Genomic DNA, 13,043 nt, shown 5'->3' with positions numbered 1-13,043 from the left:
CCGCTGGCCACGGCCCGCGACGTCGACGTCCCCTCCCTCGTCTCCGCGGCGCGGGAGGGGAACCCGCGCGCCGTCGCCCGGCTCATCTCCCTCGTCGAGGACGCCCACCCGGCCCTGCGCGAGGTGATGGCGGCGCTCGCGCCGGACACCGGGCGGGCGCACGTCGTCGGCCTCACCGGCGCCCCCGGTGTCGGCAAGTCGACGACGACCAACGCCCTCGTCACGGCCCTGCGGGCCCGCGGCGACCGGGTCGGGGTGCTCGCCGTCGACCCGTCCTCTCCGTTCTCCGGCGGCGCCCTGCTCGGCGACCGCATCCGGATGTCCGACCACGCCGCGGACCCCGACGTGTTCATCCGCTCGATGGCCTCGCGGGGGCACCTGGGCGGGTTGTCGTGGGCGGCGCCGCAGGCCCTCCGGGTCCTCGACGCCGCCGGGTGCGACGTCGTCCTCCTCGAGACCGTCGGCGTCGGGCAGAGCGAGGTCGAGGTGGCGGGCACGGCCGACACCACCGTCGTGCTCGTCGCGCCCGGGATGGGCGACGGCATCCAGGCCGGCAAGGCCGGCATCCTCGAGGTCGCCGACGTGCTCGCCGTCAACAAGGCCGACCGCGAGGGTGCGTCACGCACCGGCCGCGACCTGCGACACATGGTGGCGATGGCCGAGCGAGACGCCGACGGCTGGACCCCTCCGGTCGTACGGACGGTCGCGACCTCGGGGGAGGGGGTCGGCGAGCTCGTCGACGCCCTCGACGCGCACCGGGCGTGGCTGGGCGAGGACGGCCTGCGCGCCCGCCGGGTGCGGCGGGCGGCCGGTGAGGTCGAGGCCCTCGCGCTGGAGGCGGTCCGGGCGCGGGTCGGCCGCGTCGCCGGGGCCGACCGGCTCGAGGCCCTGGCGGGCGAGGTCGTCGACGGCCGCACCGACCCGTGGGCCGCCGCCGACCGGCTCGTCGAGGCCGTCGGGGCGGAGGGGCTCAGCTCGTCGGGTCGGTGACCGGCGCCTCGAGGGCGTCGATCTCGTCGAACGGGATGGGGTCGGGCACACCGGAGGTGATGCGGCTGCCGTCGGCGCGGGTGCCACCGGTCTGCGGGCGACGCCCGATCCGGCCGGTGAGCCGCGGCCCCTGGTCGGCGAGGGCCACCGTCACCGGGGCGTCCGGACCGACCGAGTACGCCTCGCCCCGCACCTCGACGGGCACGGGCGCGTCGCCCTCCTCGACCTCGATGGCCAGCTCGGCAGCGGTGAGCCGCAACCGGATGCGCGTGCCGCGCCACGTCAGGCGGAAGGTGAGGGACTCCCAGCCCTGGGGCAGCCGCGGGTCGAAGCGCAGCGCGCCGCCGTGGTCGCGCATCCCGCCGAAGCCGCCGACGAGCGCCGCCCACACCCCACCGGCCGACGCGACGTGCAGGCCGTCGACGGTGTTGTCGTGGCGGTTCGCGAGGTCGACGTAGAGCGCCTCGTGGAAGTAGCGCAGCGCCACCTCGTGGTGGCCCACCTCGGCCGCGACGACGGACTGCACGACGGCGGAGAGGGTGGAGTCGCCGGTGGTGATGGGGTCGTAGTACTCGAAGTCGGCGCGCTTCTGCTCGGCGGTGAACCGGTGGCCCTGGAGGTAGAGCGCGAGGACGACGTCGGCCTGCTTGAGCACCTGGAAGCGGTAGATGACGAGCGGGTGGTAGTGCAGGAGCAGCGGGCGCACCGACTCCGGTGTGCGGCTGAGGTCCCACACCTCGCGGTCGAGGAAGAAGTCGTCCTGCGGGTGGATGCCGAGACCCTCGTCGAACGGGATGTGCATCCCCGCGGCGCAGCGGGCCCACTCGACGACCTCGTCGTCCTCGACCTCGAGGCCGCGCGCGAGCCGCTCCCACTCCTCGGGCCGCTCGGCGCGCACCCGTTCGACGGCCGCGACCGCCTGCTCCAGGTTGAGCCGGGCCATGACGTTCGTGAAGAGGTTGTTGTTGACGACCGTCGTGTACTCGTCCGGGCCGGTGACACCGTGGATGTGGAAGCTCGGGGTGCCGTTGCTGCGCCAGAACCCGAGGTCGGCGTACATCCGCGCGGTCTCGACGAGCATCGCGAGCCCGTGCCGGACGAGGAAGTCGACGTCGTCGGTGGCCGCGAGGTACTGCGCGAGGGCGTGCGCGACGTCGGCGTCGATGTGCACCTGCGCGGTGCCGGCCGCGTAGTAGGCCGACGCCTCCTCGCCGTTGATCGTCCGCCACGGGAAGAGGGCACCGCGCTGGGACATCTCGCGCGCCCGGTCGCGGGCGGCGGGCAGCATCTGGCTGCGGAAGAGCAGGAGGTTCCGGGCGACCGAGGGCTGGGTGTAGGTGAGGAACGGTGCGACGTAGACCTCGCTGTCCCAGAAGTAGTGACCCTCGTACCCCGACCCGGTGACGCCCTTCGCGGGGACGCCCTGCCGGTCGGCCCGGGCGCTGGCCTGGGCGAGCGAGAAGAGGTTGTGGCGCACCGCCTGCTGCACGGCGTCGGCGTGCTCGTCGCCGGTGGCGACCTCGACGTCGCTGGCCTCCCAGAACCGGTCGAACCACGCGCGCTGGCGCGCGTGGTGCTCGGCGACGGGGTGGCGGCCCGCGCGGTCGAGGGTGCGCTCGCAGCGGTCGGCGAGCTCTCGCACCGGCAGGCTGCGGGAGGTGTGGTAGGCCACGAGCTTCTCGATGCGCAGCGTGTGCCCCTCGGCGGCCTCGACCCGGAAGACGGCCTTGGCGAGGTCGTCGTCGCTGCGGACCACGACCTCGAGCGGGTCCTCGATGTCGAGCCGGTGGTCGGCGGTGACGGCGACCGTCATCCCCGAGTTCGCGCACCGGTACCCGAGCGCGAGCCGCCGCTCGTCGGCCGCGTGGAGGCGGGGGAGGAGCACCCGGCCCTCGAAGGCGCCGGCCTTGCGCGGGTCGACCATCGAGACCTTGGGGTGCGCCTCGTGGTACTCGTCCTCGCCGTCCTGCCGGTTGAGCAGCTGGGAGGAGACGACGACCGGCGCGTCGCCGGTGAGCATCGTCACCTCGAGGGTGAGCACGGCGAGGTGGCGCTCGTGCATCGAGACCATCCGGGTCGAGTCGACGCGGACCCGCTTGCCGGACGGCGTGCGCCACACCAGGGAGCGGCGCAGGAGGCCGTCACGCAGGTCGAGGCTGCGCTCGTAGGACTCGAGGTCGGCCTGGCCGACGACGAGCGGCTCGTCGTCGACGTAGACCTTCATGAGCTTGGCGTCCGGGACGTCGACGATGGTCTGGCCGGTGCGCGCGAACCCGTAGGCGGCCTCGGCGTGGCGGATGGGCCAGGTCTCGTGGAAGCCGTTGACGAAGCTGCCGTGCTCGTGGACCTCGCGCCCCTCCTCGGGGTTGGCGCGCAGGCCGATGTAGCCGTTGGCGACGGCGAAGAGGGTCTCGGTGACCCCGAGGTCGTCGAGGCACGGAGAGGTCTCGACGAGCCGCCAGGGGTCGGCGGGGAAGCGCGTGCGGTCGAGGGGGTCGGGCCCGGCGGTGGTGGTCCTCACGCGAGATCCCCGAGGTCGGCGACGACGAGGTCGGCGCCGGCAGCGCGCAGGGCGTCCTCGCCGGCCCCGCGGTCGACCCCGACGACGAGTCCGAAGGCCCCGGCGGCGCCGGCCCGGACCCCCGAGACCGCGTCCTCGACGACGACCGCCTCGGCCGGCGCGGCACCGCACGCGGTCGCCGCGTGGAGGAAGGTGTCGGGGGCCGGCTTGCCGGGCAGGCCGAGGGCCGCGGCGACCCGGCCGTTGACGACGGTGACGAACCGGTCGGTGAGGCCGGCGGCGGCGAGCACCGCGGGGGCGTTCGCGGAGGAGGACACGACGGCGAGGGGCACGCCGAGGTCGCGCAGGTGGTCGAGCAGGGCGACCGAGCCGGGGTAGGGCCGGACGCCGTCGCGCTCGAGGACGGTGGTGAACGCGTCGTTCTTGCGGTTGCCGAGCCCGCAGACGGTCTCGGCGTCCGGCGGGTCCTCGGGCGAGCCGGCCGGCAGGGTGATGCCGCGGGCGGCGAGGAGGTCGGCGACGCCCTCGTAGCGGGGCTTGCCGTCGACGTGCGCGAAGTAGTCGGCGTCGGTGTAGGGCGAGGTGTCGGCGCCCTCGAACCCCGGCCGGCCGGTGTCGACGCCGGCGAGGTAGGCGCCGAACATCTCGGCCCACGCCGCCATGTGCACCTCGGCGGTCGGGGTCAGGACCCCGTCGAGGTCGAAGAGCACGGCGGAGCGCTCGCTCCAGGCCACAGTTCTCGAGCCGTTCACCCGACCCACGCTAGGGACAACCGGGCCGAGACACCCAATCAGCCACGCGGGAAAGCGGCTAGCGTGCAGGGCGTGAGCGAGCCGGTCCGACTCCCCTTCGACCCGATCGAGCGGGCTCGCGAGCTGTGGGTGCGGCGGTGGGGCGAGGGCTCGCGCGCCGACGCGATGGCCACCGCGACCTCCGTCATGCGCGTCCAGCAGCTCCTCCTCGCGCGGTTCGACACCATCGCCGGCCGGCACGGCCTGACCTTCGCGCGCTACGAGTGCCTCGTGCTGCTCGCCTTCAGCCGCGAGGGACGGCTCTCGATGTCGCGCATCGGCGAGCGGCTCATGGTCCACCCGACGAGCGCGACGAACATCGTCCAGCGGCTCGTCGCCCAGGGCTTCGTCGAGCGCGTCCCCAACCCGCAGGACCGGCGCGGGGCCTTCGCGGTCGTCACCGACGCGGGCCGCGCGGCGATGGAGGCGGTGACGGCCGACCTCGAGGCCGCGGACTTCGGGCTGGGGATGCTCGGGCCCGAGCAGCACGACGCGCTGTTCTCCCTGTTGCGGGAGGTACGCGTGGGGGCTCGCGACTTCACGCCCTGAGCGCCGGGATTTGTCGCGGCGGCCGGGCGTTTGTCATCGTGGAGGGTACGTCTCGCCCCCGGACTCCGCCTCCGGGGGTCCCCGGACCGAAGGACACCTCACCTCATGCTCACCACCGTCACGCGCGCCGCCGGTGCCGTGCTGGCCCTCCTCGGGCTGGCCCTCACCGTGCTCGGCGTGTGGTTCGCGACCAGCCTCGGGGGCTCGGGGACGGCCGAGTTCACGACCCGCCCCGCCGCGGGCCGGCCGGTCGTCATCACCCCCGACGTCCTCAACCGCGTCGACGCCGACGTCGTCGTCACGGCGACCCCGTCGCGCGGCGGCAGCATCTGGATGGCCCTGGCCAACCCCTCGGACGCCCGTGCGGTCGTCGGTGACGCCCAGCACGTCGAGGTCACCGGCGTCTCGGTCCGCGACTGGGCCCTCGAGACGGCGAACCGCGGGACGGGCACCGCCCCGACCCTCGGCACCGCCGACCTCTGGCGCCAGCAGGACGACGCCGACGGTCCGGTCTCGCTGACCGTCGAGCAGTCCGACGCACCGGAGTCGCTCGTCGTCTCGGCCGAGGGGGGCGAGATCTCCTCGCTCACCCTCCGCGTCGTCGACAAGACGTGGTTCGTCGAGTCGGTCGTCGCGGCCCTCGTCGGGCTCTTCCTCCTCGTTGCCGGCGTCGTCGTGCTCTGGCCGCGCCGGGGTCACCACCCCGCCGCCGAGGCGCCCGAGGCCGCGGCGGGCCCCGCCACCCCGGAGGAGCCGGACGACCGACCGACCCGCGACGACCAGGAGGTCGCCCGATGATCCGCACCCGCCGACTCGCCACCACCGGGGCCGCCCTGGCCCTCGCCCTGGGCACCGCCGCCTGCGGCGCCACCGACGCGCTCGTCGGCCTGCGTCCCGCCCCCACCGAGCAGTCGGTCGCAGCGCCGCTCGACGTCGACGGCGCCACCGCCGTCTCCGCCCGCCTGCTGTCGGGCGCCCGGGCCGCCGCGGCGACGAAGGGCAAGCCGGGTCACGAGGCCCGCGCCCAGGTGCTCGCCGGCGACGCCCTGGCCTACGCCGACGCCGCTGCCGAGCGGGGTGCTGCCGGCGCCGAGGACGCCCAGCTCGCCAAGGACCAGCCGCCGACCGTGCTCGCCCAGTCCCGCGGCCGGGAGTGGCCGCGCGCCATCCTCGCGACGACCCTCGACGAGGCGAGCAGCACCCGGTACCTCCACGTCATGGTCTCCGAGTCGCCCGAGAAGCCGTTCCGCATCACCTCCTCGGTGCCGATGCTGGCCGGCGCGGAGCTGCCCGGCCTCGGGGCGCAGGAGGACGGTGCCCCGCTCGTCGGGGTGGGCGACGGCGAGGGGCTGCCGATGAGCGCCGAGAAGGCGTTCGCCGGCTACGCGGCGGGCCTGGCCCGGCCGGCGCCGAAGAAGGCGCCGGCGGGGGTCTCGGTCGACGACCCGTTCGGCGAGGCCCTCACCCAGTCCGCGGCCGTGCAGGCCAAGGCCCTCGGCAAGCTCGCGACCTTCACGCAGAAGCACAGCCCGGTCCTCGAGCACGCGACGGCCTTCCGGCTCGCCGACGGCGGGGTGGTCGCCTTCGGGACGATGCGCCGTGCCGACACCGTCGCCGTCCGCGCCGGCGCCAAGGAGCTCGTGCTCCCGAAGCGCTACGCGAGCCTCGTCGGCAAGTCCAAGGTCACGAAGTCGGTGACCCTCACGAGCGTCGAGCCGGTCGTGCTCGTCGTGCCCACCGAGGGTGACGTGACGGCGATCGGGGCCACCGAGCTGCTCGTCGCGGGCAAGGGCTCCTGACCCCCGGCTCCACCCCAGGACCGGGTTGCGGGAGAATCCGGGCATGACGCAGACACCCGACCCCGCCGGCACCCGTGGTGCCGTCGACCTCTCCGCCGTCACGGCGATGACGACGCCGGGCGCCGCCACCGCGGGCGCCGCGTCCCCGACCGCCCCGCCGGACGCGGCCGCCCCGGCGGGGGAGGCCCCGGCGGTGCCGGACGGGCTCGTCGTCGAGGTCACCCCGGCGAACCTCCAGCAGGCGCTCACCCGCACGGTGCAGGTCGCGGGGCTGCTCGTCCTCTGGTCCTCCGGGCACCCGCAGACCCGCCAGCTGGTCGACACCGTCGCGCGGGTCGCGGCCCGGCAGGAGGGGCGCGTCCTCGTCCTCACCGCCGACCTCACCGGGCACCCCGAGCTGCTCCAGGCCTTCCAGCCCCTCCTCGTCCAGGCCTTCGGGCAGCCGACCGTCCCGGCGACCTTCGGGCTGCTCCAGGGCCAGCCGGTGCCGCTCTTCCCGGGCGTCGCCGACGACGCGCAGGTGGCCGAGGCGGTCGACCAGCTGCTCCAGGCGGCGGTCCAGAACGGCATCACCGGGCGGGTCGACCTCGGGCCGCTCCCCGGCGCCGACGAGGACGACGACGAGCTGCCCCCGCTGCACCAGGCCGCCTACGACGCGATCGAGCGCGGCGACCTCACCGCCGCGGCCGCGGCCTATGAGGAGGCGCTCGCGGCGAACGACAAGGACGAGGACGCCCGGCTCGGTCTCGCCCAGGTGCACCTCATGGAGCGCACGGCGGGCGTCGACCTCGCCGCCGCGCGGGCCGCGGCGGCCGCCGACCCCTCCGACGTCGAGGCGGCCGTCGTCGTCGCGGACCTCGACGTGCTCGGCGGGCACGTCGAGGACGCCTTCACCCGCCTGCTCGACCTCGTGCGCACCAGCGCCGGCGACGAGCGCGACCGCGCGCGCACCCACCTCCTCGAGCTGTTCGCCGTCGTCGGCGCCCAGGACGAGCGGGTCCGCAAGGGCCGCACCGCCCTCATGAGCGCCCTCTTCTGACGGTGCCCCCCGAGCTCGTCGAGGGCCGCGTCCGGTTCCGGTACGCGGCCGCGGACCCCTCCGTGACCGCCGTGTCGCTCGACTGCGACCGGGCGGTCGCCGGGCCCCGCGCGTTCGCCGCCGACGACGGCGGATGGGCCCTCGACCTGCCCGTGCCCGCCCTCGACCGGGTCGAGTACCGCTTCTCCCTCGAGCGGGCCGACGGCGACGAGCTCGTCCTCGACCCGGACAACCCCTGCACCGTGCCCACGGCCTTCGGGGACCGCTCGGTCCTCGAGCTCCCGGGGTACGAGGCGCCGCGGTGGCTCGAGGCGCCGGCCGTCGAGGGCACGACCACCTCGATGGCGCTGGCCGGGGAGACGGCCGACGAGGTGCCGGTGGACGTCTGGGCTCCGGCCGACCTCGCGCCCGACGAGCCCGCCCCGCTGCTGCTGGTCCACGACGGCCCCGAGTACGACCGGCTGGCCGCCATCACCCGGTTCTCCGGCGCGCACGTCGCGGCCGGCCTGCTGCCGCCGCACCGGGTCGCGCTGACCCATCCGGTCCTGCGCGACGCCTGGTACTCGGGGTCGCCGCAGTACCTGCGCACCGTCGCGGACGCCGGGCTGGAGCGGCTCGGCGAGCGGTTCGCGCTCGAGCGCCCCGTCGTCGTCCTCGGCGCGAGCCTCGGCGGGCTCACCGCGCTGCTCCTCGGGCTGCTCGCGGCCCCGCGGGTCGGGGGCGTCGTCGCCCAGTCCGGGTCGTTCTTCCAGGTCCGCCACGACGACTCCGAGAGCGGCTTCCCGTGGTTCGGCCGCATCTCGCGCTCGGTCCAGGCGGTCCTCGACATGCGGCACGCAGAGCACCCCCTCGTCGTCGGGATGACCTGCGGCGCACTGGAGGAGAACGCGGCGAACAACCGCGACATGGCCTCGGCCCTGACCCGCGCCGGCCACGACGTGCGCTACCGCGAGGTCGCCGACCTGCACAACTACACCGCGTGGCGAGACGCCCTCGACCCCACGCTCACCGACGTCCTGCGGACCGTGTGGTCCTCGGGGGGCGACGCACGCTGACCCGCCGCTAGGGTCGGGTGGCATGCAGCAGCGCAGCGTCCGGCTCGGGGTCCCGGGGCACGACGCCGACCTCGAGGTCGTGCGGTACGGGCACTGGGGGCGTCCGGTGCTGCTCTTCCCGTCCGAGGCCGGATCGGCGCGTGACGCCGAGGGCAACGGGATGCTCGACGCGGTCGCGCCGCTCGTCGAGGCCGGCCGGATGAGCCTCTTCTGCGTCGACTCCCTCGACGGCTGGAGCTGGTCGGACTCCTCGCTGCCCACCGAGGAGCGGGCCCGACGCGCCGGCGCGTACACCGCCTGGCTGTCCGAGGCCGTCCTGCCGTGGGTGCAGGAGGAGACCGACGGGTCCACCGAGGTGGTCGCCGTCGGGCCGTCGCTCGGCGCGTACCACGCCGTGCACCTCGCGCTGACCCGCGCCGACGTCGTGCCCCTCGCGATCGGGCTGTCGGGCAACTACGACCCGACGACGTGGAACGGCTGGGGCGACCTCGGCGATGACACGTACTTCGCCAACCCCAGCGCCTACGTCGCGAACGCCGACGGCGAGCACCTCGACTGGCTCCGCTCGCGCGTGTCCATCCTCCTCGTCGTGGGGGAGGGGCCGTTCGAGGTCTCGCCCACCCGCTCCCTGCCCGCCACCCGAGAGTTCGCGGACGTCCTCTCCCGCAAGGGGATCCGCCACGAGCTCGACGTCTGGGGCCACGACAGCGCCCACGACTGGCCGTGGTGGCAGCGCCAGCTCGCCCACCACCTCCCGCGCTTCGTCTGACGGAAAGGACACCCGTGCCCGCACCGACCGACCACCTCGTGGGGCTGCTCCTCGGCGCCGAGGAGGACTGGCCCACAGCCTTCGAGTCCCTCGCCCGCCGGCTGGGGGTGCTGCGCGCGCCCGACGGCACCGAGCACACGCTGACCACCGAGCGGATGACCATCGAGCCGTTCAACCTGCGTGACCGGCCGCGCCACGAGCTCGTCATCGACCGGCTGGCGCACTGGTACTACCACCCGCGCGAGTGGCTCAAGAAGGTCGCGCTCATGGACGACGTGTACCTGCTCAACAGCCCGTTCACGTTCCAGTCGATGGAGAAGCACTCGGCGTACTGCGCGCTGATGCGGCTCGGGATGAACGTGCCCGAGACGGTGCTCGTGCCGTACAAGAACCCCGTCGACAACGCGCGCTGGGCCTACACCTCGGCGAAGTACAACCGCGGCTTCGATCTCGACGAGATCGCCGACTCGCTCGGGTACCCCCTCTTCATGAAGCCGTTCGACGGCGGGGGCTGGCGCGGCGTCTCGATGGTCCGCGACCGCGACGACCTGCACCGCTCCTACGACGACTCCGGGGAGATGCTCATGCACCTCCAGGCGTCGGTCCCCGACTTCGAGCACTTCGCGCGCTCGCTGACCATCGGCCCCGAGACGATGGTCATGAAGTTCCGGCCCGACGAGCCGATGCACGACCGGTATGCCGTCGCGCACGGGTTCCTCGACGAGGAGGTCGGCCGCGAGGTCGTCACCATCAGCCAGACCGTCAACGCGTTCTTCCGCTGGGAGTTCAACTCCTGCGAGATGCTCGTCAAGGACGGGGTCGTGTACCCCATCGACTACGCGAACGCGTGCCCCGACGTCGCGGTCACCTCGCTGCACTACTACTTCCCGTGGGCGATGAGCGCCCTCCTGCGGTGGACCGCGTTCTGCACGGTCACCGGTCGGGCACCGCGCACCCAGGTCGACACCGCCCCGTGGTTCGCCGTCGCCGACGACGAGCTCCTCGACCACGAGGGGCGGCTCGCGGCGTACCAGTCGCTCGCCGACGACTACTTCGAGGCCGAGCGCTACCGCGCCTTCTGCGAGAGCACCCTCGCCCACGTCGACGAGATGGTCCTCGACTGGATCGCCGGCGACGACTTCCGGCGGCTGCTCACCTCGACCATCCAGCAGACCTACCCGCCGCAGGAGTGGGACCGGTTCGAGGCGCACTTCGGCGGGCTGCTCGGGCTGTGGCTCTCCGACCAGCAGACGGCGGGCTCAGGCGGATGAGCATCCGGGTGGGTCTGCTGCGGGCGGTGAACCTCGGGAAGCGGCGCGTGCCGATGGCACGGCTCGTGTCGGTCTGCGAGGGACTCGGGTACGACGACGTGTGGACCTACGTCAACAGCGGCAACGTCGTGTTCGACACCACCGGCTCGCGCGCCTCGGTCGAGTCGGCGATGGAGACGGCGCTCGAGGACGAGTTCGGCTTCGAGTGCACGACCTTCGTCCGCACGGCCGCCCAGCTGCGCACCGTCCTCGACGCCCGGCCGTTCGACCTCTCCCCGGGCGACACGCACTTCGTGACCTTCCTCAAGAAGGCTCCGGGCGCGGCCGACGCCCGACGTCTCGAGGAGCTGTCGAACGACTTCGAGACCCTCGTCGTCCACGGCGCCGACGTGCACTGGCACATGCGCGGCAAGTCCACCGACTCCCGTCTCGCGCGACGCGACTGGGAGAAGGTGCTCGGCCCGCTGAGCAGCACGAGCCGCAACGTCACGATGCTCACCAAGCTCGTCGCGAAGATCGAGGCCGCGTAGGAACTCGGTTCAGCCGGTCTTGCCGGTCCTCAGGTCGTGGGTGAACCGCACGCCGGTGCCCAGCGAGCCGTTCGGCTTCTGCGGCCGGTACTCGAGGTCGACCCGGGCGAACGAGAGGATGACCGTCTCGTGGGTGCTGCCGTCCTCGGAGACCCCCATCGAGACGCCGGAGACGAGAACGTCGCCGAGGGTGATGACGAGGTACTCCTGCTGGCCGCCGCCGGGGCGGCGGACGGTGACCGTCGCGTCCTTGACGTGCTGACCGGTGGCGCAGGCCTTGAGCAGCAGCGGCGAGGCGCGGTCGATGTGGTGGGTGAGGACGAAGTCCTGGAAGGTCGCCTTGCCGGACCCGGCTCCGCCACCGTGGCCCGCCGCGGCCGTCTGCGAGACGCCCCACGACCACGCCAGGACGTCGATCTCGTCGCGGTGTCGCGCGTCCTGCGACTCGCCCTTGATGGTGCCGATCCTCGCGAAGATCGCCATGGTCCACGCCTCCTGCCCGCGCCGGCGCCGACCGGGCGCCGCGTCAGGGACACCGTCGACCCGGCACCCGTCCGGTGTCAACGGTCGCTCGGGCCCACGCGTACTCCTCCTCGACCTCGCGCAGGAGCCGACCCGGTCGCCTCGGAGGGACGGGCGGCCGGCGCCCCACCCTCGACGAGGTGGTGCTCGCGCGCCACCCGCTCGGCGAACTGCGCGAAGGGCGTGGCGGGCCGGCCCAGCAGCCGCTCGGTCGTCGCGAGGTCCTTGGCCGAGGTGGGCACCGCGAACCCGCGGATGAGCCGCAGCGACGACAGCCAGTCCTCGAGCCGGTGGCCGGTCAGGTGGGCCCGCAGCGCCCGCTCGAGCGCGGCGTCGTCGTCCCCGACGTAGCGGACGGGCCGGTGCAGCGCCGCGGCCCACGCGGCTGCGCACTCCGGGCCGGTGACCGAGCGGGGACCGACGACCGGGTAGGTCCCCGACGGGAAGTCCGGGTCGAGCAGGACCGTGGCCGCGATCTCGCCGAGGTCGCGCAGGTCGACCCGGTTGAGGCCCTTGGGGTGGCACGGGTGGACGAGCTTCCCGTCGCGGATGACGTCGAGGAGCACCTCGTCGTTCTGCATGAAGTTGCTGACGGCGAGCACGACCGGCCGGGTGGCCGACGTCTGCACCATCCGCGAGATCGCGATCTTGCCCCGGTAGCGCGGCAGCACGTGCCCGTAGTAGCGGCGCAGGACCCAGGCGAGGAGGGGGTTGCCCCCGACGGCGACCCCGGCGAAGACGATGCGGACGCCGGCGGCCTCGCAGGCCCGGACGACGGCGGTGCTCAGGGCCACCTCGTCGTCCTCGTGCGGGGAGATGTGGAAGACGACCCGGATGCCGACCAGGGCGGACCGCAGGTCCTCCGGGTCGCGCAGGTCCCCGACGCGCACGTCGAGGCCCTCGGTGCCGGCGAGGCGGGCGGGGTCGCGGACGAGGACGCGGGCGCCGGCGCCGCGGCGGCGCAGGGCGGCCAGCACCTCGCGGCCCATGAGGCCGGTGCCGCCCAGGACGAGGACGTCGGGCTGGTGGGTGGGGTGCATCGGAGCTCCTTCGGTGGGTGGGCCGGTCGGCGCCGGGCCCGCTGCTGGTGACGGGGACGACCCTCCCGCGACAGGCTTCGGCGCCCCTTGCGTCCGGCTTGGGCCGCCGACGGCCGGCGGGGGGCCCGGACCCAAGCCGGGGTCAAGCGGTGCCCGCCACGGTGGGT

13 protein-coding genes are annotated in these 13,043 nt (G+C 74.3%); 9 read left to right on the top strand and 4 right to left on the bottom strand.

Features of this window, described 5'->3' with window-relative positions; all coding sequences use genetic code 11:
* The first annotated feature begins 3 nt into the window (after positions 1–3).
* Positions 4–990 carry a methylmalonyl Co-A mutase-associated GTPase MeaB gene (gene meaB / locus JQN70_RS09470; RefSeq protein ID WP_204131209.1) on the top strand — a complete coding sequence of 329 codons (987 nt, stop codon included), beginning with the start codon at positions 4–6 and terminating at the stop codon, positions 988–990.
* Here meaB and JQN70_RS09465 read toward each other — a convergent pair.
* Positions 971–3,511: a glycoside hydrolase family 65 protein gene (locus JQN70_RS09465; protein ID WP_204131087.1), complete on the bottom strand. Its 2,541-nt coding sequence runs from the start codon at positions 3,509–3,511 to the stop codon at positions 971–973. The genes meaB and JQN70_RS09465 overlap by 20 nt on opposite strands.
* Entirely contained in the window at positions 3,508–4,263 is a 756-nt protein-coding gene (locus tag JQN70_RS09460) for an HAD family hydrolase (protein WP_307835897.1), read from the bottom strand. Before JQN70_RS09460 ends, JQN70_RS09465 begins: the two co-directional genes overlap by 4 nt.
* Positions 4,264–4,335: 72 nt before the next feature.
* Here JQN70_RS09460 and JQN70_RS09455 point away from each other — a divergent pair, with 72 nt between their 5' ends.
* The 8 genes from JQN70_RS09455 to JQN70_RS09420 all read left to right on the top strand — a co-directional run bounded on the left by JQN70_RS09455 (position 4,336) and on the right by JQN70_RS09420 (position 11,314).
* Complete coding sequence (locus JQN70_RS09455) at positions 4,336–4,851, top strand: MarR family winged helix-turn-helix transcriptional regulator (RefSeq protein WP_204131086.1); 516 nt, start codon at positions 4,336–4,338, stop codon at positions 4,849–4,851.
* Positions 4,852–4,956: 105 nt separating this feature from the next.
* Positions 4,957–5,649: a hypothetical protein gene (locus JQN70_RS09450; protein ID WP_204131085.1), complete on the top strand. Its 693-nt coding sequence runs from the start codon at positions 4,957–4,959 to the stop codon at positions 5,647–5,649.
* The gene (locus JQN70_RS09445) at positions 5,646–6,650 is read left to right on the top strand and encodes a DUF8094 domain-containing protein (RefSeq protein ID WP_204131084.1); all 1,005 of its coding nucleotides are present in this window, start codon (positions 5,646–5,648) and stop codon (positions 6,648–6,650) included. The genes JQN70_RS09450 and JQN70_RS09445 overlap by 4 nt, the downstream gene beginning before the upstream one ends.
* A 43-nt stretch (positions 6,651–6,693) precedes the next feature.
* Positions 6,694–7,689, top strand: coding sequence for a co-chaperone YbbN (locus tag JQN70_RS09440; RefSeq protein ID WP_204131083.1), 996 nt, complete (start codon positions 6,694–6,696; stop codon positions 7,687–7,689).
* A gap of 2 nt (positions 7,690–7,691) precedes the next feature.
* Complete coding sequence (locus JQN70_RS09435) at positions 7,692–8,744, top strand: alpha/beta hydrolase-fold protein (RefSeq protein WP_204131082.1); 1,053 nt, start codon at positions 7,692–7,694, stop codon at positions 8,742–8,744.
* Between the two features lie 22 nt (positions 8,745–8,766).
* Positions 8,767–9,513, top strand: a complete 747-nt coding sequence (locus tag JQN70_RS09430) for an esterase family protein (RefSeq protein ID WP_204131081.1) — start codon at positions 8,767–8,769, stop codon at positions 9,511–9,513.
* A gap of 14 nt (positions 9,514–9,527) precedes the next feature.
* Entirely contained in the window at positions 9,528–10,784 is a 1,257-nt protein-coding gene (locus tag JQN70_RS09425) for an ATP-grasp domain-containing protein (protein ID WP_204131080.1), read from the top strand.
* Complete coding sequence (locus JQN70_RS09420; protein ID WP_204131079.1) at positions 10,781–11,314, top strand: DUF1697 domain-containing protein; 534 nt, start codon at positions 10,781–10,783, stop codon at positions 11,312–11,314. Before JQN70_RS09425 ends, JQN70_RS09420 begins: the two co-directional genes overlap by 4 nt.
* A gap of 9 nt (positions 11,315–11,323) precedes the next feature.
* On the opposite strand, the gene JQN70_RS09415 is transcribed toward JQN70_RS09420, so the two are convergent.
* Positions 11,324–11,797 carry an Hcp family type VI secretion system effector gene (locus tag JQN70_RS09415; protein WP_204131078.1) on the bottom strand — a complete coding sequence of 158 codons (474 nt, stop codon included), beginning with the start codon at positions 11,795–11,797 and terminating at the stop codon, positions 11,324–11,326.
* Positions 11,798–11,874: 77 nt separating this feature from the next.
* Positions 11,875–12,876 (bottom strand): SDR family oxidoreductase, encoded by a 1,002-nt coding sequence (locus JQN70_RS09410; protein WP_204131077.1) that lies wholly within the window; start codon positions 12,874–12,876, stop codon positions 11,875–11,877.
* Positions 12,877–13,043: the final 167 nt, after the last annotated feature.

This window comes from Phycicoccus sonneratiae (assembly GCF_016887965.1).
GTDB lineage: Bacteria > Actinomycetota > Actinomycetes > Actinomycetales > Dermatophilaceae > Phycicoccus > Phycicoccus sonneratiae.
Note: the sequence above shows the minus strand (reverse complement) of the source record. Positions and strands in the feature narration are given on the sequence as shown.